This window comes from Mesorhizobium sp. BR1-1-3 (genome assembly GCF_020165455.1).
GTDB lineage: Bacteria > Pseudomonadota > Alphaproteobacteria > Rhizobiales > Rhizobiaceae > Mesorhizobium > Mesorhizobium ciceri.
This window is the reverse complement of the sequence record NZ_JAIUIC010000011.1, coordinates 216,163-238,283: the sequence shown is the minus strand read 5'-3', so window position 1 is coordinate 238,283 and position 22,121 is coordinate 216,163. Positions and strand designations below refer to the sequence as shown.

Annotated in this window: 27 protein-coding genes; 5 read left to right on the top strand and 22 right to left on the bottom strand. The window is 63.7% G+C overall.

What is annotated here, in order from left to right:
* Positions 1 to 132: 132 nt before the first annotated feature.
* The 9 genes from LB559_RS23890 to gcvA form a co-directional block, all read right to left on the bottom strand.
* Entirely contained in the window at positions 133 to 1,719 is a 1,587-nt protein-coding gene (locus tag LB559_RS23890) for an FGGY-family carbohydrate kinase (protein WP_224675117.1), read from the bottom strand.
* Positions 1,716 to 2,399, bottom strand: a complete 684-nt coding sequence (locus LB559_RS23885; RefSeq protein ID WP_024502046.1) for an HAD family hydrolase — start codon at positions 2,397 to 2,399, stop codon at positions 1,716 to 1,718. Before LB559_RS23885 ends, LB559_RS23890 begins: the two co-directional genes overlap by 4 nt.
* Positions 2,400 to 2,414: 15 nt before the next feature.
* Entirely contained in the window at positions 2,415 to 3,893 is a 1,479-nt protein-coding gene (locus LB559_RS23880) for a mannitol dehydrogenase family protein (protein WP_224675116.1), read from the bottom strand.
* Positions 3,894 to 4,039: 146 nt separating this feature from the next.
* Positions 4,040 to 4,810 carry an L-iditol 2-dehydrogenase gene (locus LB559_RS23875; RefSeq protein WP_013528417.1) on the bottom strand — a complete coding sequence of 257 codons (771 nt, stop codon included), beginning with the start codon at positions 4,808 to 4,810 and terminating at the stop codon, positions 4,040 to 4,042.
* Between the two features lie 2 nt (positions 4,811 to 4,812).
* Positions 4,813 to 5,811, bottom strand: a complete 999-nt coding sequence (locus LB559_RS23870) for an ABC transporter ATP-binding protein (protein ID WP_013528416.1) — start codon at positions 5,809 to 5,811, stop codon at positions 4,813 to 4,815.
* Between the two features lie 49 nt (positions 5,812 to 5,860).
* Positions 5,861 to 6,685 (bottom strand): carbohydrate ABC transporter permease, encoded by an 825-nt coding sequence (locus LB559_RS23865; RefSeq protein WP_013528415.1) that lies wholly within the window; start codon positions 6,683 to 6,685, stop codon positions 5,861 to 5,863.
* Positions 6,686 to 6,696: 11 nt separating this feature from the next.
* A complete protein-coding gene (locus tag LB559_RS23860) occupies positions 6,697 to 7,569 on the bottom strand; it encodes a carbohydrate ABC transporter permease (protein ID WP_013528414.1) in 873 nt (290 codons plus the stop codon).
* Positions 7,570 to 7,691: 122 nt separating this feature from the next.
* The gene (locus LB559_RS23855; protein WP_013528413.1) at positions 7,692 to 9,002 is read right to left on the bottom strand and encodes an ABC transporter substrate-binding protein; all 1,311 of its coding nucleotides are present in this window, start codon (positions 9,000 to 9,002) and stop codon (positions 7,692 to 7,694) included.
* A 224-nt stretch (positions 9,003 to 9,226) separates the two neighbouring features.
* Positions 9,227 to 10,132: a transcriptional regulator GcvA gene (gene gcvA, locus LB559_RS23850; protein ID WP_013528412.1), complete on the bottom strand. Its 906-nt coding sequence runs from the start codon at positions 10,130 to 10,132 to the stop codon at positions 9,227 to 9,229.
* Between the two features lie 110 nt (positions 10,133 to 10,242).
* On the opposite strand from gcvA, the gene LB559_RS23845 reads away from it, so the two are divergent.
* Positions 10,243 to 10,428 (top strand): hypothetical protein, encoded by a 186-nt coding sequence (locus LB559_RS23845; protein WP_013528411.1) that lies wholly within the window; start codon positions 10,243 to 10,245, stop codon positions 10,426 to 10,428.
* Between the two features lie 36 nt (positions 10,429 to 10,464).
* On the opposite strand, the gene LB559_RS23840 is transcribed toward LB559_RS23845, so the two are convergent.
* Positions 10,465 to 11,424, bottom strand: coding sequence for a sugar-binding transcriptional regulator (locus tag LB559_RS23840; protein WP_013528410.1), 960 nt, complete (start codon positions 11,422 to 11,424; stop codon positions 10,465 to 10,467).
* A 259-nt stretch (positions 11,425 to 11,683) separates the two neighbouring features.
* Here LB559_RS23840 and LB559_RS23835 point away from each other — a divergent pair, with 259 nt between their 5' ends.
* Complete coding sequence (locus tag LB559_RS23835; RefSeq protein WP_224675115.1) at positions 11,684 to 12,316, top strand: HAD family hydrolase; 633 nt, start codon at positions 11,684 to 11,686, stop codon at positions 12,314 to 12,316.
* An 84-nt stretch (positions 12,317 to 12,400) separates the two neighbouring features.
* Here LB559_RS23835 and LB559_RS23830 read toward each other — a convergent pair whose 3' ends face one another.
* From LB559_RS23830 to ureC, 7 genes are all read right to left on the bottom strand, one after another.
* On the bottom strand, positions 12,401 to 13,168 hold the full coding sequence (locus LB559_RS23830; protein ID WP_024502042.1) for a class II aldolase and adducin N-terminal domain-containing protein: 768 nt from the start codon (positions 13,166 to 13,168) through the stop codon (positions 12,401 to 12,403).
* Positions 13,169 to 13,245: 77 nt separating this feature from the next.
* Complete coding sequence (gene ureG / locus LB559_RS23825; protein ID WP_013528407.1) at positions 13,246 to 13,890, bottom strand: urease accessory protein UreG; 645 nt, start codon at positions 13,888 to 13,890, stop codon at positions 13,246 to 13,248.
* On the bottom strand, positions 13,887 to 14,327 hold the full coding sequence (locus LB559_RS23820; RefSeq protein ID WP_224675114.1) for a DUF3995 domain-containing protein: 441 nt from the start codon (positions 14,325 to 14,327) through the stop codon (positions 13,887 to 13,889). The genes ureG and LB559_RS23820 overlap by 4 nt, the downstream gene beginning before the upstream one ends.
* On the bottom strand, positions 14,324 to 14,995 hold the full coding sequence (locus tag LB559_RS23815) for an urease accessory protein UreF (protein ID WP_224675142.1): 672 nt from the start codon (positions 14,993 to 14,995) through the stop codon (positions 14,324 to 14,326). Before LB559_RS23815 ends, LB559_RS23820 begins: the two co-directional genes overlap by 4 nt.
* Positions 14,988 to 15,581 (bottom strand): urease accessory protein UreE, encoded by a 594-nt coding sequence (gene ureE / locus LB559_RS23810; protein ID WP_224675113.1) that lies wholly within the window; start codon positions 15,579 to 15,581, stop codon positions 14,988 to 14,990. The genes LB559_RS23815 and ureE overlap by 8 nt, the downstream gene beginning before the upstream one ends.
* A 102-nt stretch (positions 15,582 to 15,683) precedes the next feature.
* Positions 15,684 to 16,277, bottom strand: coding sequence for a hypothetical protein (locus tag LB559_RS23805; RefSeq protein WP_024502037.1), 594 nt, complete (start codon positions 16,275 to 16,277; stop codon positions 15,684 to 15,686).
* 92 nt (positions 16,278 to 16,369) lie between these two features.
* Positions 16,370 to 18,082 carry an urease subunit alpha gene (ureC, locus tag LB559_RS23800; protein WP_027161069.1) on the bottom strand — a complete coding sequence of 571 codons (1,713 nt, stop codon included), beginning with the start codon at positions 18,080 to 18,082 and terminating at the stop codon, positions 16,370 to 16,372.
* A gap of 182 nt (positions 18,083 to 18,264) precedes the next feature.
* Between ureC and LB559_RS23795 the strand changes: the two genes are divergently transcribed.
* Complete coding sequence (locus LB559_RS23795) at positions 18,265 to 18,648, top strand: hypothetical protein (protein ID WP_064992829.1); 384 nt, start codon at positions 18,265 to 18,267, stop codon at positions 18,646 to 18,648.
* 129 nt (positions 18,649 to 18,777) lie between these two features.
* Positions 18,778 to 19,266 (top strand): hypothetical protein, encoded by a 489-nt coding sequence (locus LB559_RS23790; RefSeq protein ID WP_024502035.1) that lies wholly within the window; start codon positions 18,778 to 18,780, stop codon positions 19,264 to 19,266.
* A 20-nt stretch (positions 19,267 to 19,286) separates the two neighbouring features.
* Here LB559_RS23790 and LB559_RS23785 read toward each other — a convergent pair whose 3' ends face one another.
* The 5 genes from LB559_RS23785 to LB559_RS23765 are packed head-to-tail and all read right to left on the bottom strand — an operon-like array spanning position 19,287 to position 21,651.
* Positions 19,287 to 19,592 carry an urease subunit beta gene (locus LB559_RS23785; RefSeq protein ID WP_127366072.1) on the bottom strand — a complete coding sequence of 102 codons (306 nt, stop codon included), beginning with the start codon at positions 19,590 to 19,592 and terminating at the stop codon, positions 19,287 to 19,289.
* An 8-nt stretch (positions 19,593 to 19,600) separates the two neighbouring features.
* On the bottom strand, positions 19,601 to 20,188 hold the full coding sequence (locus tag LB559_RS23780) for a HupE/UreJ family protein (protein ID WP_224675112.1): 588 nt from the start codon (positions 20,186 to 20,188) through the stop codon (positions 19,601 to 19,603).
* 33 nt (positions 20,189 to 20,221) lie between these two features.
* Positions 20,222 to 20,476, bottom strand: a complete 255-nt coding sequence (locus LB559_RS23775; protein ID WP_013528396.1) for a DUF1272 domain-containing protein — start codon at positions 20,474 to 20,476, stop codon at positions 20,222 to 20,224.
* 10 nt (positions 20,477 to 20,486) lie between these two features.
* On the bottom strand, positions 20,487 to 20,789 hold the full coding sequence (locus LB559_RS23770; protein ID WP_013528395.1) for an urease subunit gamma: 303 nt from the start codon (positions 20,787 to 20,789) through the stop codon (positions 20,487 to 20,489).
* Between the two features lie 28 nt (positions 20,790 to 20,817).
* Positions 20,818 to 21,651 carry an urease accessory protein UreD gene (locus LB559_RS23765; protein WP_411970111.1) on the bottom strand — a complete coding sequence of 278 codons (834 nt, stop codon included), beginning with the start codon at positions 21,649 to 21,651 and terminating at the stop codon, positions 20,818 to 20,820.
* A 215-nt stretch (positions 21,652 to 21,866) separates the two neighbouring features.
* Between LB559_RS23765 and LB559_RS23760 the strand changes: the two genes are divergently transcribed.
* Complete coding sequence (locus tag LB559_RS23760; RefSeq protein WP_013528393.1) at positions 21,867 to 22,121, top strand: acyl carrier protein; 255 nt, start codon at positions 21,867 to 21,869, stop codon at positions 22,119 to 22,121.

The window sequence follows — 22,121 nt, the reverse complement described above, 5'->3', positions numbered from 1 at the left end:
AGCCGGAAGCCGCATGTCAAACGGCAAAACCTTCGGTTTTGCGGCGTTTGCGTCAGCTTCTGGACGAAACGCGACATGAAGGCAAGAGAGGAGGGACGGGAACGGATTGAGCCAGGGACCGGCCCCGATGCTCTAGCGGATCGCGTCCAGCATCCGCCGCTGGCGGTGCATCTCAAGGAAAACCTTATAGTCGCGGTCGAAACGCCCTGATGATTTCGGGTTCGACGCGCGCGTCCTGCCGCCTTGCTGCATGGCAAGACAGGCCGCGTTGAGGTCGGGAAACAGCCCGGCCGCGGTGGCGGCGATCATGCCGGTGCCGAGCAGCACCGCCTCGTCGGCCAGCGGCTCGATCACCGTGCAGCCGGTGGCGTCGGCATAGAGCTCCATCAACAGCGGGTTCTTGGTGTGGCCGCCGGTGACGTGCAGCGTATCGATCAGATAGCCGTTCTCGTTCAGCGCTTCCAGCACGTGGCGCACGCCGAGCGCGATGCCGACGGCGGTGCGCCAGTAGAGCTTGCACAGGCTGTCGAAGGAGGAGTCCAGCGTCAGCCCGCTGACGACGCCGATGGCATGCGGATCGGCGAGCGGTGAGCGGTTACCATGAAAATCGGGCAGCACATGCAGCCGCGCGGCAAGGTTGTCGCCCTCGGTGGCGCGCAGCTCGGCGACACGCCTGGCGATCTTCGCATGCATGGCGGCATCCGGCTCGCCGCCGGCGCCGTGCCAGCGGATGATGTGGTCGAGCAGGGCGCCGGTCGCCGACTGGCCGCCTTCCGACAGCCACAGCCTGGGCAGCGCCGCGCCGTAATAGGGACCCCAGACGCCGGCGAAGGGCTGCGGATCCGGTGACATCGCCATGACGCAGCTCGACGTGCCGGCGATCAGCGCCAAATGCCGGCCGATGTCCTGTTGGTCGCCGGCAAAGCCGCCGAGCACGCCAAGCGCACCGGCATAGGCATCGATGACGCCGGCGCCGACCCGGCATTTCTCGCTCAGCCCAAGCTCGGCCGCTGCCTGGGCGGTCAGTTGGCCAATATAAGCGCCGACCGGGCTGGCCTTTTCCGGCAAATTGCCGTGCTCGAAAAGATCGCCGAGGCCGACGAGCGCAAAGAAGTCGCGCCGCCAGCCGGCCTCTTCATGCGCCAGATAGGTCCATTTGGCGGTCAGCGTGCATTGCGAGCGGGCCAGCGAACCTGTCGCTTGCCAGGTCAGGAAATCGGTGAGATCGAATAAATAGCCGGCTTCATTCCAGGTCTCCGGCAAATTGCGCTTCAGCCACATCAGCTTCGGTGTCGCCATTTCCGGCGACATGACGCCACCGACGTAATTCAGCACGGTATGGCCGCTTGCCGTGCATTCGTCGGCCTCCGCGATGGCGCGGTGGTCGAGCCAGACGATGGTGTCCCAGCGTTTGTCGCCCGTGGTCGAGACGCTGAGCTGGCCGCCTTGCCGGTCGCGCACCACCAGCGAACAGGTGGCATCGAAGGAGATGCCGACGACCTCCTCGGCAGCTATGCCGGCCTTTTCGCGGGCAGCGCGCACGGCGGCGCAGACGGCCGACCAGATATCGCGCGAATCATGTTCGGCGTGATCGGGCTTCGGCTGGTTCATGGCGATCGGCCGCTCGGCGCGGCCGAGCAAGGTGCCGTTGGTGTCGAGAATGCCCGCGCGAGCGCTCCCGGTGCCGACATCGACCGCGCAAACGAACTGTTTCGTCAAGATGCTCTGTCTCTCGCTCCCAGGCCTGCAATCAGATCGGGCAATTGCAGCATGTCAGCGAATATAAAGTCCGGTTCACTCGACGCAAGCCGCGCTTTCAAGGTCGGGTTGCCGGCATGCGAGCCGCCGGTGAAGGCAAACACGCGCATCCCCGCCGCCCGCGCGGCAATGATGCCGGCCGGGCTGTCCTCGATGACGAGGCATTTGCGTGGATGGGCCCGCATGCTGGCGGCAGCATGCAGGAACAGGTCCGGCGCGGGCTTTCCCTTGGCCACCATGGTGGCACTGAACAGGTGCGGTTCCATCAGCCCAAGCAATCCGGTGACGTCGAGCGCGTAGCGGATGCGGTCGAGCGTGCCCGAGGACGCGACACAGAACGGCAGCCCAAGCTTCGGCAGCATCTTCTTGACGCCGGCGATCGGCTTCAGCTCCTCGCGGAATTTGCGCATCAATTCGACGCGCATCTCGGTCAGGTGCAGGTCGGTGATATCGAGCCCGAAGTCGCGGCCGAGGATCTCGCGCACGCTTTTCATGCTCTTGCCGAGGAAATGCTCGTAGGCGGCATCCTCACTGACGCTGCCGCCGGCAAGCCTGACCATGCCGAGCAGCGCCGAGACGGAGAGCGCCTCGCTGTCGACCAGCACGCCATCGCAGTCGAAAATGACCAGTTCAGGCGTCATGGCCGAGAATGGCTCTCAGAGCTTGCCGGCGAGGTAGCGCGTCAGCGTGGCGCGCGCGCCATTCGCCCATAGCACGTTGAGCGCATGGGCAAAGGCCTCGACGAACGTCGTTGCGCGGCCGACATCGCCATAGATGTCCTCCATGGCGAGCCAGGCGGCGGGAGCGTCCTTTGCTGCCTTTGCCGTCGCCTGTAGCCGGTCCCAACTCGGGTCGTTGGGCTCGATGACGGCGCCGCTGTCGGTCGTGCCGAAGCAGTAGCGGCACCAGAGCGCCGATTCCAGCGCGAGACCCGCAACGCCCTTTCCCGCCTTCAGCCGGTCGGCGATGGTCGGGATGATGAATTTCGGCTGGCGGTTGGAGCCGTCGAGGCAGAGCCGGCGCACCGTGTCGCCGATCTTCGGGTTGGAGAAGCGGCTCTCGATGAGCTGGTAATAGTCTTCCAGAACCGTGTCCGGCACCGGCGGCACCGTCGGGATGATTTCGTCCCGTTCGAGCTTGGCCAGAAAACCGCTCACCAGCGGCTCCTGCATCGCCTCATGCACGAAATGAATATCCATCAGGCCGGCCGGATAGGCGATCGCTGCATGGCCGCCATTGAGGATGCGGATTTTCATCAGTTCATAAGGCGCAACGTCTTTGACGAACTGCACGCCGACCTTTTCCAGCGGCGGCCGGCCATCGGTGAAATGGTCCTCCAGCACCCACTGCCGGAACGGCTCGCAGAACACCGGCCAGTTGTCCTCGAGGTCGAAATCCTTGGCCAGGATGCCGCGCTCGCGGTCGGTGGTGGCCGGCGTGATGCGATCGACCATGCCGTTCGGAAAGGCGACATGCTCGCTGACCCAGTTCGCCAGATCCTCGTCGATCAAACGGGCCAGGCCGATGACGCCATCCGAGGTGACATGGCCGTTGTGGGGAATGTTGTCGCACGACATCACGGTGAACGGCACGGTGCCTTCATCGCGGCGGCGCATCAGCCCGGCAAGAATGATGCCGAACACCGTCTTCGGCGTGGCGCCGGCCTGCGCGTCGGCGACGATGTCGGGATGGATCGGGTTGAACACGCCGGAGGCCGGATCGATAAAGTAGCCGCCTTCGGTGATGGTCAGCGAAACGATCTTGATCGCCGGGTCGGCAAGCCGTTCGATGACACTGGCCGCATCGCCAGGCATCAGGAAGTCGATCATCGCGCCGGTGACGCGTGCGCTCATATGGCCGCTATCCTGCTCGACCACCGTGGTGAGCCAGTCCTGCTCTTCCAGTTTGCCGCGACCGATCTTTTCGCCGTCGAACACGCCGGCACCGATCAGCGCCCAGTCATGGCCGATGCCCGCATTGAACAGATCGTCGAGATAGACGGCCTGATGCGAGCGGTGGAAATTGCCGACGCCGAAATGCACGATGCCGGCCTTCAGCGTCGCGCGGTCATACTTCGGACCTGCGACGTTGGCGGGCAGCTTGGAGAGGTTAGAGGACGAGAGTTTCACGGTCATCTGTTTTACCCTTTGGCCGGGTTTCGGCCTTCGTTACGCTCCTCTCCCCGTTGGGGAGAGGATAAGGGGTGGCACTTGCTACGCGCCCGCTGAAGTCGGCCTCTGCTCCCCGCGGAGGGACGAGGAGCAGAGGCCGTCCCCCGCCCTCAACTCATCCACTGGCCGCCATCGACATTGTAGGTCTGGGCGACGATGTATTCGGCGTCGCTGCTGGCGAGAAACACAGCCATGCCGGTGAGGTCCTGTGCCGTGCCCATGCGGCCATACGGCACCGCCTCGCCGACCAGTTTCTTCTTCTCGCCCCTCGGCCGGTTCTCATATTTGGCGAACAGCGAATCGACATGATCCCAGTGCTCGCCGTCGACGACGCCAGGGGCAATCGCGTTGACGTTGATGCGGTGCTTGATCAGGTCGAGCCCCGCCGACTGGGTCAGCGAGATGACGGCGGCCTTGGTGGCGCAATAGACGCCGACCAGCGCCTCGCCGCGCCGTCCGGCCTGGCTCGCCATGTTGATGATCCTGCCGCCCTTGCCTCGCGCGATCATCGAGCGGGCGGCTGCCTGCAGCATGAACAGCGTGCCGGCGACATTGACGGAAAACAACTTGTCGTAGCTTGCCCTGGTGATTTCGACGATCGGCGCCAGGTCGAACAGGGCGGCGTTGTTGATCAGGATATCGAGGCCACCGGTCTTCGTCTCGACGGCTTTCACTGCCGCCTCGATCGAGGCGAGGTCGGTGACGTCGAGCTTGACCGCATAGGCCTTGCCGCCAATCTCTGCGGCCGTCTTCTGCGCAGCCTCGAGATTGATGTCGGCGATGGCGACGGTTGCGCCTTCGCCGGCATAGGCTTCGGCGAAGGCTCTGCCGATGCCGCGGGCCGAACCCGTGATCAGCGCGGATTTGCCGGCCAGTCGCATGTTCAGATTGCCTTTCCGTCGGCGCCAAAGCGATGCAGCTTGGCCTTGTCTGGTGTCAGGTAAATGGTGTCGCCGTGATGGACGCCGAGTTCGCCGTCGGCGCGCACGGTCAGCGGACCGACGCCGTCGGCCTGGACGTGCAGGAAGGTGTCGGAGCCGAGATGCTCGGCGACGCCGACGACCGCCTTCCATTCGCCCGCCGTGGTCGAGATCTCCAGGTGTTCGGGACGGATGCCGATGGTCTTGGCGCCGTTTTTGGCAGCCGGCGCGCCCTCGATCAGGTTCATCTTCGGCGAGCCGATAAAGCTGGCGACGAACAGGTTCTTCGGCGTCTTGTAGAGCTCCATCGGCGAGCCGACCTGCTCGATGTTGCCGGCGTTCAGCACGACGATCTTGTCGGCCATGGTCATCGCTTCAACCTGATCGTGGGTAACGTAGATCATGGTGGTCTTGAGCTGATGGTGCAGCTCGCTGATCTCCAGCCGCATGGTGCCGCGCAGTGCCGCATCGAGGTTGGACAGCGGTTCGTCGAACAGGAAGGCGGTCGGCTGACGCACGATGGCGCGGCCGATCGCGACGCGCTGGCGCTGGCCGCCTGAAAGCTGGCCGGGCCGGCGTTCGAGATAGTTGGTCAGGTTGAGCACGCGCGCCGCGTCTCCCACCTTCTTGTCGATGGTCGCCTTGTCCTCACCGGCCATCTTCAGCGGGAAGCCGATGTTCTTGGCCACCGTCATGTGCGGATAGAGCGCGTAAGACTGGAACACCATGGCGAGCTTGCGCTTGGCCGGTGCCTCGCCGGTGACGTCGCGGCCGTCGATGTTGATGGAGCCGCCGCTGGTGTCCTCGAGCCCGGCGATCAGGCGCAGCAGCGTTGACTTGCCGCAACCCGACGGGCCGACAAAGACGACGAACTCGCCATTCTCGATCACCAGGTCGAGACCGGGGATGATGGACGTCGCTCCGAAGGATTTAGAGACGTTCTTGAGCGTGATGTTTCCCATGGTTTCCTCCCCGAGGGGTTATTTCTGCCGATTGCTTCGGGCAATTCCGTTATTTCACCGCACCAAATGTCAGGCCGCGCACCAGCTGCTTCTGGCTGAACCAGCCCATGATCAGGATCGGCGCGATGGCCAGCGTCGAGGCGGCCGAAAGCTTGGCCCAGAACAGGCCTTGCGGGCTTGAGAACGAGCTGATGAAGGCGGTCAGGGGTGCGGCTTCCGTCGTCGTCAGCCGGATCGTCCAGAACGCCTCGTTCCAGGCCAGGATGATGTTGAGCAGCATTGTCGAGGCGATGCCCGGCACCGCCATCGGCGTCAGCACATAGACGATCTCGTTCCACAGCGATGCGCCGTCCATGCGCGCCGCTTCCAGGATCTCGCCAGGGATTTCGCGGAAATAGGTGTAGAGCATCCACACCACGATCGGCAGGTTGATCAGCATCAGCATGATCATGAGACCGATGCGGCTGTCGAGCAGGCCTGTGTCGCGGAAGATCAGGTAGATCGGGAACAGCACCGCGACCGCCGGCATCATCTTGGTGGACAGCATCCACATCAAGATGTCCTTGGTCCGCTTGGTCGGCGAGAAGGCCATCGACCATGCCGCGGGTATGGCGACCAGCAGGGCCAGGATGGTCGAGCCGACCGAGAGCAGCACCGAGTTGAAGAAGAACTTGAAGTAGCCGCTCTGTGCCTGGACCTCGGTATAGCTCTCGAACGTTCCCGACGGGATGATGCTGAAGCCCTGGATGGCTTCCTGCTCCGACTTGAACGAGGTGATGATCGTGTAGAGGATCGGGAAGAAGATCAGCAGGGCGACGATCCAGGCGGCAACCGTCGCGATCGTCTTGTGCCGGGTGGTGACTGAGCGTGCCATCGTAGCCTCCCTTACTTGTCCAGGTTCTTGCCGACGGCGCGCATGGCGAAGAAGGCAACGATGTTAGCGAGAATGACGGCGATCACACCGCCGGCGGATGCCTGGCCGATTTTGAACTCCAGCAACGCCTTCTGGTAGACGAGGAAGGGCAGGTTGGTGGAGGCGTATCCCGGGCCGCCATTGGTGGTGACGAGGATCTCGGCATAGACCGAGAGAAGGAAGATCGTCTGGATCAGGATGACGACCGTGATGGCGCGCGACATGTGCGGCAGCGTCAGATAGATGAAGCGGCTGATGAAGCCGGCGCCGTCCATCTCGGCGGCTTCCTTCTGCTCGCCGTCGAGCGACTGCAGCGCGGTCAGAAGAATGAGCGTCGCGAAGGGCAGCCACTGCCAGGCGACGATGATGATGATCGCCAGCATCGGATGTTGCCCGAACCAGTCGATCGGCTGGGCTCCGAAGAAGCGGGCTATATCGGCGAACACCCCGTATTGCGGGTGCATGATCATGTTCTTCCAGACCAATGCGGCCACCGGCGGCATGACGAAGAACGGCGAGATGACGAGGATGCGCACGATGCCCTGGCCCCACATCGGCTGATCGATCAGCAGCGCCAGAAGGATACCGCCGATCACCGTGATCAGGAGCACGCTGACCACCAAGGTGAGCGTGTTGAGGATCGACTGCAGGAAGGCCGGGTTGGAATAGAACAGCGCGTAATTCGAGAAGCCGACGAAGCCGTCGCGGATCGGATTGAGCGGGTTGTACTGCTGGAAGGAGAACCAGATGGTGATGACCAGCGGCACGATCATCCAGACGAACAGCAGCACCACGGATGGCGCCATCATGAAACGGGCAAGCGAACGGGTCTGCTGAGTAGCCATGACGGTCACCCTCACTGGTCAGACGGAATTTTCAAAGGCGTTAAAGGCGGCCGCCCGAACTGGGAACTCGGGCGGCCGTTGCCGGTCAAGGAGGCGACCGGCAGTCGGCACCGGGAGGAGCCTTACTTGATGTATCCGCCCTCGGTCATTGCCGCGGTGGCAGCGTCCTGGGCCTGCTTCAGCGCGTCGTCGACGCTCGACTGGCCGGCAAGCGCCGCCGAGAAGAGCTGGCCGACGGTGGTGCCAAGGCCCTGGAACTCAGGGATGGCGACGAACTGGACGCCGACATAGGGCACCGGCTTGACCGTCGGATGTGTCGGATCGGCGGCATTGATGGAGTCCAGCGTCATCTTGGCGAACGGAGCGGCCTTCTGGTACTCGGCATTGGCGTAGAGCGAGGAGCGCGTGCCCGGAGGAACGTTGGCCCAGCCTTCCTTCGAAGCGACGAGCTCCGCATAGTGCTTGCTGGTCGCCCAGGAGACGAACTTCTCGGCGGCATCCGCTTTCTGCGTGCCGGCGGGGATGGCCAGCGACCAGGCCCACAGCCAGTTGCCGCGCTTGCCCAGGCCATTGTCGGGCGCCAGCGCATAACCGACCTTGTCGGCGACGGTGGAGTTCTTCGGGTCCGAAACGAAGGACGCGGCGACCGTGGCGTCGATCCACATGCCGCATTTGCCCTGCTGGAACAGCGCCAGGTTTTCGTTGAAGCCGTTGGAGGAAGCCCCCTCGGGGCCGTCGGCCTTCATCAGGTCGACATAGAACTGCAACGTGTTCTTCCATTCCGGCTGATCGAACTGCGGCTTCCAGTTCTCGTCGAACCAGCGGGCGCCGAAGGAGTTCGACATGGCGGTCAGGAAAGCCATGTTCTCGCCCCAGCCGGCCTTGCCGCGCAGGCAGACGCCGTTCACGCCATTGGCGCGGTCGGTCATCTTGTCGGCGGCCTGCTTGATGAAGTCCCAGGTCGGCGCGTCGGGCATCTTCAGCCCGGCCTTGTCCATCAGGTCCTTGCGGTACATGACGAAGGAGCTTTCGCCGTAGAAGGGCGCGGCATAGAGCTTGCCGTCGACCGAAAGGCCGCCAGCAATGGCCGGGATGATGTCCTTGGCGTCGTAGTCGTCGCCGAGCTTGTCGAGCGGCAAAAGCCAGCTCTGCTTGGCCCAGATCGGAACCTCATAAGTGCCGATGGTCATCACGTCGTACTGGCCGCCCTTGGTGGCGATGTCGGTGGTGACGCGCTCGCGCAGCACATTCTCTTCGAGCGTAACCCAGTTGAGCTGGATGTCGGGGTTCGCCTTGGTGAAGTCCTCGGTCAGCTTTTGCATGCGGACCATATCGCCATTGTTGACGGTGGCGATGGTGATGGATTCGGCGTGTGCGGCGAACGCAAGCGTGCTGGCCGACAACAAGCCCAGGGTGAGCGTGCGAAGTTTCATCAAATTCCTCCCTTGAACCAAGATGAGCATTTGCCTTGGCTTTGGGCAATTACTCACTTGGCGTGAATTATGTCAAGTCGGATTCGATGCTGCAGCGCAGCACCCGGGCGACACCGCAGGCCGGGACGAGCGGAAATTGCCAGGACGAAGAGCGTCCCGGCCGGATACAGTGCGGCAACAGCGGATGGATCTGCGAGACCAGGTGCAGCCCGCAAGCTTGCCGGTCAGCAGGCGATCTCGGCCAGCAGCCAGTCGCGGAAGGCACGGATCTTCGGCACGTTGCGGCGCGCTTCGGGGTAGACCAGCCAAAAGGCATGGCCGTCGTCGCCAACCAGATCGAAAGGCTGGATCAGGCGCCCACCGGCAAGTTCCGCCTTGAACAGCGCCCTGGTCAGGATCGCGACGCCATGACCGGCGATCGCCGCATTGGCCTCATAGGCCTGCGCGCCCATGCTGCTGCCGGGCCGTTTGGCGAGATCGTGCGAGTGCACGCCGGCAGCCTCGAACCATTGCGTCCACCAGATGTCGCCGGGATCGAGGATCGGCAGCCGCAACAGGTCCGCCGGTTCCCTGACGCCGCCGATGCTTGCCGCGAGCTTCGGGCTCAGCATCGGCGTGAAATCGGCATCGAGCAGCTTGTAGGCTTCCAGCCCCGGCCATTTGCCGCCGCCCGACCGGATGGCGAGGTCGACATCCTCGCGGGCGAAATCCGTCAGCCGGCTCGATGTTTCGAGCCGCACGGCAAGGGAGGGATGAGCGATCTGGAATGAGCCCAGATGGTGCGCCAGCCAGTTCGAGGCAAAGGTCAGCACCGTCGTGACGCACAGCAATCCGTCGGCGCCGCCACGCGCCGCCGCATAGGCCTGGCCGAGAATGGCAAAGGCCTCGCTGACCGCTGGCGCAAGGCGCTGTCCAGCCTCGGTGAGTGCGATCTGGCGCGGCCGGCGCAGGAACAGCGGCGCGCCGACCCGTTCCTCCAGCACCTTGATCTGATAGCTGACCGCCGCTTGCGTCATGGCAAGTTCCTCGGCCGCCTTGGTGAAGGAAAGATGCCGCGCCACCGCTTCGAACACCCGGATCGCCTGCAGCGGCGGAAGCTGTGAAACCTGCCGAGAGCTGAGGTCCGGCATAAAGCCTCCTTATGGGTCCTTATCGACGTTCGATTGGCAAAGGCCGCCGTCAAGACCGACATTTCCAGTCAACCCGTCATTCGGGTTCAGGATAGCGAAGGTTGACGATCATGACCATGGCGCAGCAAAAATGCACTTCCGCACCCGATCATCGCTGGTTTTCGTGGCTGACGGATGGATTCGGCTGGTTCGCAGCCAAAAAACGGGCACATCTCGACATCAGGGACCTGTCGCCGCATCTGCAGCGCGATCTCGGTTTTCTCGATGGCAACGACCCTTTCGGGCGGCACAGCTAGCGCGGTTGGTTTATCGCAAATCAGTTGTGCTTCCGGTCAGATGCTGGCGAGCAGCGCGGCGGCGGTCCGTTCATCGGTGATGAGGCCGTTGATCAGCCGCCGGTTCGCGGCCGCCAGGATGCCCGGCAGCTTTCGTTCGCCCATGGCCAATGCGATGACCAGCGATTTCTCGCGTGACGGCAGCGACGCCGACGACACCCGATCGTTGGTGATGCCCTCGATCATGCGGCCTTCCCTATCGAACACCCAGCCGACGATCTCGGCGATGCCGCCGGCCTTCTGCAGCGCCTTCAATTCGCTCTCCGAAATGAAGCCGTCCTCGTAGAGCGGCGCCTTGGGGCCGAGGTCGCCGATGCCGATGAAGGTGACGTCAGCCTCGGCGGCAAGCGCAAGCGTCGGCTGGATCATCGGCTGGTTGAGCAGCATCTCGCGCTCCTCCGGCGACGAGGCGATGACCGGCAAGGGCATCGGGAAGGAGCGTGCCTTGACCCTGTCGGCCATGGTGAAGATGACGTTGTAGAAAGCGGCCGAGCCGTCCGGCGAGATGTTGCCGGTCAACGACACCACCTTGTGCTGCGGGCATTCCATCGGCGGCAGCTGCTCGATCGCCGCCTTCAGCGTGCGCCCGGTGCCAATCGCCATGACGATCGGGGTCGGTGAACGCAACCGTCGCTCGATCTCGGCGGCAGCCGCCTCGGCGATGCCGATCGTGGTCGAGGACGAGTTGGGGTCGCTCGGCACCACTTCGACCAGATCGAGCGCAAAGCGCGATCTCAGCCGTGCCGCCAGATCGAGGCAGTTGGCGATCGGATGGTCGACGCGAACCTTGATCAAGCCCTCCGACACCGCCAGCGATACCAGCCGCTGCGCCGTTTGCCGCGAGATGCCAAGCGTCGAAGCGATCTGGTCCTGTGTGTTGCCGGCAACATAATAAAGCCAGCCGGCACGTGCCGCATCGTCCAGCCTGTTGCTGCCACCATCCTGCCGGCTATTCAAAGTCCTGCCTCCCGAGACCGCCGGTCATGAGAGCGGCCCATGCCCACTTTCGCAGGGAACGGCCTGCTGCGCAATTGTCAAATCTCGGGGGCAATTGCTTGCTGTCCCTCGGCGTAGGCACGGCCCAGTTTCTCGTCTCCCCACGATGTCTGTCTCGCCAAGAGACTTGGCTGCGGTCCCGGCAGGCGGCACGTTCTTGCGCTCCGAAGGTTTATCTCCCGGCTCAAACCCTTTAAGGGATGGCAAAAAGGAGCCTCGCATGACGCCGAAAGCGGTTTTCTGGGACATGGACGGCACGCTGGTCGACAGCGAACCGCTGCACGAAGCTGCCCTGGTGGCGGCGATGCGCAATGTCGGCCTTGTCCCGCCGGACGATCTGCATGAGCGCGTGCTCGGCGTCGCCGCCTGGCCGGTCTACGAGATGATGCGCGACGAGTTCGGCCTGAACCTGCCTTTCGACGACTGGATCTTGCGCAAATACGAACACTACCTGCCGCTGGTGGAGAGCTTGAAGCCGCGCCCCGGCGCGATCGAGATCTTCAACGAGCTGCGTGCAAGAGGCATCCAGCAGGCCGTGGTCTCGAATTCGGACCGGATGATCGTCGACGCCAATCTGAGCATGGTCGGCCTGATCTACCCCGGCATGAAGACGATCAGCCGCAACGACGTGCGCGAAGGCAAGCCGCATGCCGAGCCATTCCTGCGCGCCGCGTATCTGGCCGATGTCGACCCCGCGCAGGCGGTGGCGATCGACGATAGCTGGCCGGGCGCCATGGCAGGGCTGGCAGCGGGAATGAAGACGATTTTCTGGCCGGAAAAGCCGATGGAAGGCCCGCCCGGCGCCGTCGTCATCAACAGCGCCGAGGAATTGGGGAAAGAGCTGGGGCTCTGAGGAAAACCGCCCAGGTCGGCGCCGTCCCTCATCCGCCTGCCGGCACCTTCTCCCCGTATAGTGACGGCACGGGGAGAAGGACGCTCAATTCCGGTAGACCGGTTCCTGCTCGTCGAGGATCGCCTTCAACTCGCTGAGATGGCGTTCGGCCTGGCCGGGATAATCGTCCATCTCGCTCGCCGCCTTTTCGGCGATCGCGTCCGACAGCGTGCGCAGCGGGCGGCCGGTCCACAGCGCCTTGATGTAGGTCTCGGCGGCGCGTTCGAAATAGAACATGCGGTTGAAGGCATCGGCGACCGTGTCGCCGATGACCAGCACGCCGTGATTGCCCATCACCATCACCTTGACCTTGGGATCGACGAGAAGCTGCGAGCAGCGCTCGCCCTCCTCCTCGAAGGCCAGCCCGCCATAGTGCGCGTCGACGACATGGCGGTTGAAGAACATCGCCGAATTCTGGTCGATCGGCGGCAATGTCGAGTCAGCGAGCGATGCCAGCACCGTGGCGTGGATCGAGTGCACATGCATGACGCAGCGCGCGTGACGCACATTGCGATGGATGGCGCCATGCAGCCCCCACGCCGTCGGGTCGGGCGCATTGGGGCCGGAGAGCGTTTCCGGATCGTTGGCATCGATCATCAGAAGGTCGCTCGCCTTGATGCGCGAGAAATGCACCTGGTTGGGGTTCATGAGGAATTGTGTGCCCTCATCGTTGACGGCCAGCGAGAAATGATTGGCCACCGCCTCGTGCATGTTGAGCCGCGCCGTCCAGCGGAAGGCACAGGCGAGATCGACGCGCTCCTCATAGTAGGGCAGGTTGGTCAGCGTTTCCTTTTGCAGACGGGCAAGGCTCATCGAAAAATTCTCCGGTTTCGGCAAGAATGCCGTGGCCAGCCCATTCCCGCAACCGGTTTTGGTTGGTGCAGGGATGCTCACGCCGCCGTGCTGGCAGCGGCAGCGCCGGCTCGCAGGCCGCCATGCTCGATGATGAAATCGATCACCTCCTGCAGTCCCTTGCCGCGCGACAGGTCCGTGAAGCCGAACGGCCGCTTGCCGCGCATGCGGCCGGCGTCGCTCTCCATGACATCGAGATTGACGTTCACGTAGGGTGCCAGATCGCTCTTGTTGATGACCAGGAAATCGGAGCGGGTGATCGCCGGCCCGCCCTTGCGCGGAATCTCCTCGCCCTGGCAGACCGAGATGACATAGAGCGTCAGGTCGGCGAGATCCGGCGAGAAGGTGGCGGCAAGGTTGTCGCCGCCGGATTCGATGAAGACGATGTCGAGATCCGGGAACTTCCTGTTCATCTGCGCGATCGCCTGCAGATTGATCGAGGCATCCTCGCGGATCGCGGTATGCGGGCAGCCGCCGGTCTCGACACCCATGATGCGGTCCTCGGGCAGCGCCTGCAGCCGCGCCAGCATCATGGCGTCTTCCTTGGTGTAGATGTCGTTGGTGACGACGGCGATGGAAAACTCGTCGCGCAGCGCCTTGCACAGTTTTTCGGTCAGCGTCGTCTTGCCCGAACCGACCGGGCCGCCAATGCCGACGCGCAGCGGACCATTTGTCTGTGTCATGCGGGAAACTCCGTGATGGCGAGGATGGCAAAGCCGAGCCCGATCAACAGGCACAGCGGCGAATAATAGCGGACATCGAGCCGCGCGAAAGGCTGTTCCGGCGCCAGCCGCCGCCACCATGGCGTGAAGCCGGCAATGCCGCGTCCCAGGAACACCAGACCGATGAGCAGCGAGGTGGCGGCGAGACCCTCCTTGGGGAAGGGTGAAGCGAAGACTCCCATGAGCGCCAGCGGCCATAGTGTCGCCAGGCACAGACACGCGGCAACGGCGAAACTGGCAAACGGCGTTGGCATCTCATCGACGCCGCGAAAGCCGACCACGGCGCGAGCGCAGGAGGCTGCGTCCTGGCCCGGCCAGATGCCGCCAAGGCCCCAATAGACATGCAGAACGGTGATCAGCAGCAGGACAAAGGATAGCGAGAAGGCGAGAAAAATCATGAGCGGAACAGTCGCGAATATTGGGTTTCATGCTTCATCGCCATGACATCGGAGACGAAGGCGCAGCCACCGAGATCGTCGAGTGTCGAGCGCGCGGCGCGGCTTGCGGTCGCCAGGGCCAGCGGCTCGAAGCCGGCTAACAACGTGGTCGCGCCGCTCTGGCCGACGATGCCAAGCCGGATCGCTGCCTGCACAAGGTTGGAGAAGAAGGTTTGCAGGAAGGCTGACAGCGCATCCTGAAGCGCGATGCCGTTGCCACCCGCAATGGCGCCGACGGCGACGCAATAGGCGCATTCGGCCGGCAGGCGCTCCAGCACCGGATTAGGCCAGGCGGCCGCCGCTTTGAGGAAGGCTCCACCCTGCAGCATGGTCTCGGTATGGCGTTCGCGCGAGCCGGCCAGGGCTTCGGCGAGTGCCGCCACTTCATCGAGATCACCGGTGCCGCGTGCTCGGCGCCAGCTCTCGGCGAACAGCACGGCGTCGTTCCAGCCCGAGCCCATCTCGACCAACGTCTCCAGCCAGCCGGCGAGGCTCCCGGCATCGGCAACCAACCCGTCATGCACCGCCCGCTCGAGACCATGGCTGTAGGAAAAGCCGCCGACCGGAAAGGCAGGCGACAGCCACGCCATCAGCCGCAGCAGGGCGATGTTCGAAGGCTGGTCAGTCATGATCGTGGTGATGGCCGGCATGACTGTGCGAATGGGAATGCGCTTCGCCATGAGAATGGCTGTGCGCTTCGGCGTGGCTGTGGGCATGCGCATGGCCGTGATCGTGGCTTTGCCCGTCATGCCCGGAATAGGCGCCGCGCACCGGCTTGAACGGTTCGGAAACGTCGGTCACGGTGGCGCCCAGCCCCTCCAGCATCGCCCTGATGACATGGTCGCGCAGGATGAGGATGCGTCCGGCCTCGATGCCTGCCGCGAGATGGCGGTTGCCGATATGCCAGGCGAGTTCGGCCAGATGCACGCCATCGCGGGCGCGGATGTCGTAGACCTCTTCCGGTGCCGCGATGATCTCGATATGGCCGCCATTCTCCAGCACCAGCCGGTCGCCATCGTTCAAGGCGACGGGTTCGGGCAGGTCGACCAGCACCTTGCCGCCGTCGGCAAGTTCGATGGCCCGGCGGCGCAGATGCCGCTCGTCATGGGCGAGAATGGCCCGGCCGGACGGTAGGGTGGTTCCGGCAGCGCCGGCGGACAGCACCGAGACGGCGCGCGGGAATTTGGTGAAGTCGGTGTTGAGGTTGAGTTTCATTTCATGGATCTCCCATTTGCTTGTGCCCGCACACGCGCGATCCGACGGCCTTGTACATGTCCAACCCTGCCTTTCTCCAACAAGCTAGACCATCACGTTCGTTCAGACGATGGTGTCGAAGAGCCGCAGGATGAACGATATCTGGTAGATAAGCGCCGCCGTGACAAAGGCGATGTGGAAGCGGCGGTCGCGCACCAGGATCGCGATGATGCAGAGCACGACGAAGACCGGCGTGCGGAACAGATACTCGCTGCCGAAGCGGGCGAAATGCTCCGGCCCCTTCAGCAGCGTGTCGACGACGTCGAGCAGATAGGTCGCCGCCAGCAGGCCGAAGAACCACGCCCGCCGCGAATAGAAGAAATCCTCGTAGCTGGTGTAGTCCAGCATCGAATCTGGGAACAAAAGCGCGCACAGCAGGAACAGCGTGATCGCGTAGAAAATGATGAACAAATATTTGCCGAAGGTCCAGGTCTCGACGGCGTAGAGGCCGAACTCCCACCACCAGAAATGCACCAGCATCAGGAGCACCGAGACGACCCAGGCCAGATGCACGGTATAGAGCTTGTACTGGCCGGGATGCTGGACGATGCGCGCCACCCCCGACAGCAGGCGGGCGACACCAAGCCCGATCACCATGCCCATGACGATGCGGATGTGCGGGAAGATGTCGTGGGCGGAAGCGATTTCGGTGGTCATGCTCGATCACAATGCAGCTGTTGGTTGGCCGCATAGTGCTGCCTTCCACCAAGGGCTGCAACGGATAATGCTCGCCCGGTGGAAGCGCCGCTTCAAAACAGAAAATACCGTTGCGCCATCGGCAGCACCGTCGCCGGCTCGCAGGTCAGCAACTCGCCGTCGGCGCGCACCTCGTAGGTTTCCGGATCGACCTCGACATGCGGCGTGGCGTCGTTGAGCACCATCGAATGCTTGCCGATGCCGCCGCGGGTGTTTTCGACGGCGACGAACTGCTTGTCGACACCGAGCCTGCCATGCAGTCCCGACTCGAGCGCTGCTTTCGAAACGAACGTCACCGACGAGTTGGTCCTGGCCTTGCCATAGGCGCCGAACATCGGCCGGTAATGCATCGGCTGCGGCGTCGGGATCGAGGCGTTGGGGTCGCCCATCGGGGCGGCGGCGATCATACCGCCGATCAGCACCATGTCCGGCTTGACGCCGAAGAAGGCCGGGTTCCACAGTACCAGGTCGGCGCGTTTGCCAACCGCGATCGAGCCGATGTCTTTCGACAGCCCATGCGCGATGGCCGGGTTGATCGTGTATTTGGCGATGTAGCGGCGGACGCGGAAATTGTCGTTGTTGCCGGTCTCCTGCGGCAGCGAGCCGCGCTGGCGTTTCATCTTGTCGGCGGTTTGCCAGGTCCGGATCGCGACTTCGCCGACGCGGCCCATGGCCTGCGAATCCGACGAGATGATCGAGAAGGCGCCGATGTCGTGCAAAATGTCTTCCGCCGCGATGGTCTCCTTGCGGATGCGGCTTTCGGCAAAGGCGATGTCTTCGGGGATCGACGGCGACAGATGATGGCAGACCATCAGCATGTCGAGATGCTCGGCCAGCGTGTTGACCGTGTAGGGCCGCGTCGGATTGGTCGAAGACGGAATGACGTTGGGCAGGCCGCAGACCTTGATGATGTCGGGCGCGTGGCCGCCGCCGGCGCCCTCGGTGTGGAAGGCGTGAATGGTGCGGCCCTTGATGGCGGCGACCGTGTTCTCGACAAAGCCGGATTCGTTCAGCGTGTCGGTGTGGATCATCACCTGCACGTCGTAATCGTCGGCGACCGACAGGCAGCAATCGATGGCCGCCGGCGTCGTGCCCCAGTCCTCGTGCAGCTTCAGCGAGCAGGCGCCGCCCAGCACCATTTCCTCGAGCGCGGCGGGCAGCGAGGCATTGCCCTTGCCCGACAGGCCGATGTTCATCGGAAAGGCGTCGAAGGACTGGATCATGCGGGCCATGTGCCATGGCCCCGGCGTGCAGGTGGTGGCCAGCGTGCCGTGCGCCGGACCGGTGCCGCCGCCGAGCATGGTGGTGATGCCTGACATCAGCGCTTCCTCGATCTGCTGCGGGCAGATGAAGTGGATATGCGCGTCGAAGCCGCCTGATGTCAGGATCTTGCCTTCGCCGGCGATGATCTCGGTGCCGGGGCCGATGATGATGGTGACGCCATCCTGCGTGTCCGGATTGCCCGCCTTGCCGATGGCCGCGATGCGCCCGTCGCGAAGCCCGACATCGGCCTTGAAGATGCCTGCACTGGCATCGATCACCAGCGCGTTGGTGATCACGGTATCGACGGCGCCTTGCGCCCTGGAAACCTGGCTCTGGCCCATGCCGTCGCGGATCACCTTGCCGCCGCCGAATTTCACCTCTTCGCCATGGATGGTGAGATCCTTCTCGACCTCGATGAACAGTTCGGTGTCGGCAAGCCGCACTCTGTCGCCGACCGTCGGGCCGTACATCTGCGCGTAGGCGGCGCGGGTAATTCTGGCCATCAGCGATTGCTCCCGAAATGCGGTTTGCCGAAATGCGGTTGGATTGAAGCGCGGCTGCACATTGCTGCCATCCTATGGTCACGCAATGACCTGCTGGGCGACACCTTCTGATCCCATTTGGCGGTTGAGGTTAGGGGGTCACCCCAGACCGACCGTTTGCCAATCGATGGAAAGGAAAATCCATGCGCAAAACGATAGCTCTTGCCGCCGCAGCCAGCCTGATGCTGGCGGGCGCCGCCAGTGCCCAGCAGCAACCCGCGCCACAGCCCGCTCCGGCGCCGGCAACGCCTGCTCCAGCCACGCCCCAGGCTCAGCCGGCCGTTCCGACGATCCAGAGCGTCAACATCGTCGACATCACGGAGCTGCCAAAGGACACCCAGACGCAGGTCAACCAGGTGATCGCCCAGCGCGGCGATGACGGCTTGAAGAAACTGCGCAGCTCGATCGACGCCACACCCAAGGTCAAGTCGGCGCTCGAAGCCAAGGGAATGACCTCGGCGCAGGTGGTCGCAGCCAGTATGGAACCCAATGGCGCACTGACCCTGATCACCAAGAAGGCGAGCTGACGCCACGGCATGGCGGGCCGGCATCCGGCCGGCCGGCCGCATCGGGAAAGGAACCTTCGCCGGGCCGGATTCGTTTTGTTCTTTTCGCACTAACCCGCGCCCCGAAACGATTTCTCTCAGGAGCGAGCGATGGCGATCACTTCTTTCTCGACCAGAATGCAGGCAGTCGCCGCCATGACGTTCCTGGCGGCGGCTGGTCCTGCTGCCGGACTGAAGGCGCAAGGACTGGAAAGCACGGAGACCGTCAATCGCATCGTCGGCTCGCAGGTCAAACAGGAAGAGGCCAAGGCCAACACTGAGGCCGGCAACGTCAACACGGCGATCGACCGCACGCGTGAAAACATCGGCACGGTGCGCAAGACCTCCAAGCTCGACAAGGTCGACATCGTGTTCCTCACCGACGCCGCGCGCAGCGAAGGCGGCCCGCCGCCGGAGATCGAGACCAAGGTCAAGCAGCATCAGGACGACATTACGGAGCTGCGCAAGGAGATCGAGGCCAACGCGCTGCTGTTCAACGCCATCGAATCGCGGCGCGTGCAGGCGCAGGATGTCCTCGCCGTCGAATTCGACAATCCCGGAAAGATCGTCATCTACGCCGCGGCCAAGCCATCGAACTGAGCTGAGCGCGCCGGAAGATTTCACAGCTTGCCCATCACCTTCTGCTGAAATCCGTAGACCTCGCGCTTGCCGCCGAGCGGCACCAGCGTGACGTCGCGCTCCTGGCCCGGCTCGAAGCGCATGGCCGTGCCCGCGGCAATGTCGAGGCGCATGCCACGCGCCCGTTCGCGGTCGAATTTCAGCCCCTCATTGGTTTCGAAGAAATGGTAGTGGCTGCCGACCTGGATCGGCCGGTCGCCGCTGTTGGCGATTTTCAGGGTGACGGTCTGCAGGCCCTTGTTGAGCTCGATGTCGCCGCCCACCGTGATGATTTCACCGGGGATCATGGTCACCCTCACACGATGCCGAAGGCGAGACCGATGCCGATCGCCGCGCAGGCGGCACCGGCAGCGCGGGCCAGGCCACGAAACCGGATGCTGAGACCGAGACCGGCGGCGATGCCGGTGGCATGCAGCAACAGCGTGGCGATGGCAAAGCCGGCCATGTATTCAAGCCCGCCGGCATTCTCCGGCACCTCGGTGCCATGCGCGTGGCCGTGGAAAAGTGCGAACAGGCCGATGATGGCGACGCCGGCCGAGACCGGCAGATCGATCGCCAGCGCCACCAGCAGTCCGAGTGTCACGACCGATGCCAGTATGCCCGGTTCGACGAAGGGCAGCGGCATATGCAGCATGCCCAGCGCGCCGCCGACCAGCATGACGCCGACAAAGGCAGCCGGCCAGGCAAGAACCGCCTTGCCGCCCTTGAGCGCCGCCCACAGCCCGACCGCGATCATCACCGTCATGTGATCGAGGCCGGAGAGCGGGTGCATGAAGCCGGCCGTGAAGGAGGAGGTGGTACCCAGGCCGACATGGGCATAGGCCGGCAGGGCGGCGGCCAGCAGCAGGATCGCCGACAGGCAGAGGCGTTTGGCGGATATCATTCTGTTTGCCTTTCGTTTTGCTCGGTCTGGTGTTCACGCCGCCTTGCGGGGGCCGCAGCCTTCGGCCTTGAGAACGCGTTTGGCTGACGCCGGATATTTCTTCAGCATCGCTGCCGGGCGGATCGGCCGCGCCGAAAAACCACCGCCGCAATTGGGGCAGATGCCGCCCAACACCTGTTCCACGCATCCGGCGCAAAAGGTGCACTCGAAGGTGCAGATCAGCGCATCCGTCGCCTCGGGCGGCAGGTCCTTGTCGCAGCATTCGCAGTTGGGACGCAGCTCCAGCATCCTGTCCTCCTCAACGGATCGGTTCGTGCACGGTCACCAGCTTGGTGCCGTCGGGAAACGTCGCCTCGACCTGCACGTCATGGATCATCTCGGCGATGCCTTCCATGACTTGCGCGCGGCTGACGACATGAGCGCCGGCTTCCATCAGTTCGGCAACCGGACGGCCGTCGCGGGCGCCTTCGACGACGAAATCGGTGATCAGCGCAATCGCTTCCGGATGGTTGAGCTTGACGCCGCGTTCGAGCCGCTTGCGCGCCACCATCGCCGCCATGGCGATCAGCAGCTTGTCCTTTTCCCTCGGCGTCAGGTTCATGCGTTTCCCTGGATTGGTAGAGGCAGGCCTATAGTGACCATAATTTGGGCAACCCCGCCCTTCCGTTGAGCAATTCGACGAGTGGAACCAGCCGCTGGCGCAGTCGGTAGCCATCCCCGGCGTAGAGCCTCGCAAGAAGCTTGCCAGATTTCTTCACGCGCCAGGCGCTGGCGCTGCCCTGGTCGCCGACGATCTCCAGAACCGGATCGAGCAGGGCTTCGGCGCGTGGCGATACCAGAAGCAATGTCGCCACCGCGATCGCGCCGCCGGCAACCGCCGGGCGATCGAGCGTTGCGGCGATATCGGGTCCGATGCGGAAATCCTCGGCATGAACGAGGGCGCCATCCTGACGCACACGCCAGCGGTCATGGAAGTTGCCCTGCGTGGCGCGTTCGCCCATCGCCAGGCGGCCGAAGACGGTGGCTTCCAGCACCAGCGCCTCGGCGCCGACGGCAAGCTCGACGTTGAGCGTACGGGCAAAGGCCGCCCTGTCGAAGACGATGGTTTCCTGCGGCAGCCAGGCGATGCGGCCGTTTTCGCCTACCGACAAATTGACCCGCACTTCGGCATGGTCGGATGCCGCCCGGTAGATCTTCTCGCAGGCCTGCGTGGTGATCGATGCCGAAGCGGCCGCGCCGACATCCACGTCCCAGGCGATACGGTCGCCGCCCGTCATTCCGCCGGCGGTGTTGATCAGCACCGCTTCGAGCGGATCGGCCGAGACGGCCGGCATTCTTATCTTGGCGGCGCCGTCCTGATAGAGGCGCCGCAGGCGCGTGCGGCCCTCGCCAAGCGCGCAGGAAAGCCGCGCCACGCCCGCAACGCGCTGCGTCGAAATCCCGCCATGTTCGCCCATATCCATGCCTGCACGTTAAGCACTCCGGCGGCTTTGTCGATATGGAGTTCGATATAGCTTGTTGCTTGACAACGTTTCGGTTTCTATAGAGGGAACCACCTTGGTACGGTCATGCTGCGCTTGGCGGGGGTATTAAACGACGACGGCGGCTTGATACCAGGAGAAAAAGGGGCGCTGCTCAGTCGGCGTCGGGAAACGCGAGATAGTGGGGAAGGAACCGAATGGCCGACCAGCTGGCAACGGATATCATCGCGAAGATCAAGGCTCATGCCGAGCCGGGCGGCGAAGAAATCACCACCACCACCGAATTGACCTCGCTTGGCATCCATTCGCTCGAGCTGACGGAGATTATCTTCGATCTTGAGGAAGAGTATGGCATCGAGATCGAGATGAACACGGTCGACGCCTGGAGCAATCTGAAGAACGTCGGCGACATGGTCGAAGCTGTGCGCGCGCTGATCGCGAAAAAAGCCTGA

Bases quoted from the DNA above. Each gene is read 5' to 3' on its own strand.
- LB559_RS23760 (WP_013528393.1), top strand. From the start codon at position 21,867: ATGGCCGACCAGCTGGCAACGGATATCATCGCGAAGATCAAGGCTCAT.
- LB559_RS23870 (WP_013528416.1), bottom strand. From the start codon at position 5,811: ATGGGAAACATCACGCTCAAGAACGTCTCTAAATCCTTCGGAGCGACG.
- LB559_RS23765 (WP_411970111.1), bottom strand. From the start codon at position 21,651: ATGGATATGGGCGAACATGGCGGGATTTCGACGCAGCGCGTTGCGGGC.
- LB559_RS23875 (WP_013528417.1), bottom strand. From the start codon at position 4,810: ATGCGACTGGCCGGCAAATCCGCGCTGATCACGGGTTCGGCCCGCGGC.
- LB559_RS23820 (WP_224675114.1), bottom strand. From the start codon at position 14,327: ATGATTTTTCTCGCCTTCTCGCTATCCTTTGTCCTGCTGCTGATCACC.
- LB559_RS23855 (WP_013528413.1), bottom strand. From the start codon at position 9,002: ATGAAACTTCGCACGCTCACCCTGGGCTTGTTGTCGGCCAGCACGCTT.
- LB559_RS23860 (WP_013528414.1), bottom strand. From the start codon at position 7,569: ATGGCTACTCAGCAGACCCGTTCGCTTGCCCGTTTCATGATGGCGCCA.
- LB559_RS23885 (WP_024502046.1), bottom strand. From the start codon at position 2,399: ATGACGCCTGAACTGGTCATTTTCGACTGCGATGGCGTGCTGGTCGAC.
- LB559_RS23770 (WP_013528395.1), bottom strand. From the start codon at position 20,789: ATGAACCTGACGCCGAGGGAAAAGGACAAGCTGCTGATCGCCATGGCG.
- gcvA (WP_013528412.1), bottom strand. From the start codon at position 10,132: ATGCCGGACCTCAGCTCTCGGCAGGTTTCACAGCTTCCGCCGCTGCAG.
- LB559_RS23815 (WP_224675142.1), bottom strand. From the start codon at position 14,995: ATGACTGACCAGCCTTCGAACATCGCCCTGCTGCGGCTGATGGCGTGG.
- ureC (WP_027161069.1), bottom strand. From the start codon at position 18,082: ATGGCCAGAATTACCCGCGCCGCCTACGCGCAGATGTACGGCCCGACG.
- LB559_RS23795 (WP_064992829.1), top strand. From the start codon at position 18,265: ATGCGCAAAACGATAGCTCTTGCCGCCGCAGCCAGCCTGATGCTGGCG.
- LB559_RS23805 (WP_024502037.1), bottom strand. From the start codon at position 16,277: ATGACCACCGAAATCGCTTCCGCCCACGACATCTTCCCGCACATCCGC.
- LB559_RS23835 (WP_224675115.1), top strand. From the start codon at position 11,684: ATGACGCCGAAAGCGGTTTTCTGGGACATGGACGGCACGCTGGTCGAC.
- LB559_RS23780 (WP_224675112.1), bottom strand. From the start codon at position 20,188: ATGATATCCGCCAAACGCCTCTGCCTGTCGGCGATCCTGCTGCTGGCC.
- LB559_RS23830 (WP_024502042.1), bottom strand. From the start codon at position 13,168: ATGAGCCTTGCCCGTCTGCAAAAGGAAACGCTGACCAACCTGCCCTAC.
- LB559_RS23790 (WP_024502035.1), top strand. From the start codon at position 18,778: ATGGCGATCACTTCTTTCTCGACCAGAATGCAGGCAGTCGCCGCCATG.
- ureE (WP_224675113.1), bottom strand. From the start codon at position 15,581: ATGAAACTCAACCTCAACACCGACTTCACCAAATTCCCGCGCGCCGTC.
- LB559_RS23880 (WP_224675116.1), bottom strand. From the start codon at position 3,893: ATGACCGTGAAACTCTCGTCCTCTAACCTCTCCAAGCTGCCCGCCAAC.
- LB559_RS23785 (WP_127366072.1), bottom strand. From the start codon at position 19,592: ATGATCCCCGGTGAAATCATCACGGTGGGCGGCGACATCGAGCTCAAC.
- LB559_RS23775 (WP_013528396.1), bottom strand. From the start codon at position 20,476: ATGCTGGAGCTGCGTCCCAACTGCGAATGCTGCGACAAGGACCTGCCG.
- LB559_RS23865 (WP_013528415.1), bottom strand. From the start codon at position 6,685: ATGGCACGCTCAGTCACCACCCGGCACAAGACGATCGCGACGGTTGCC.
- ureG (WP_013528407.1), bottom strand. From the start codon at position 13,890: ATGACACAGACAAATGGTCCGCTGCGCGTCGGCATTGGCGGCCCGGTC.
- LB559_RS23845 (WP_013528411.1), top strand. From the start codon at position 10,243: ATGACCATGGCGCAGCAAAAATGCACTTCCGCACCCGATCATCGCTGG.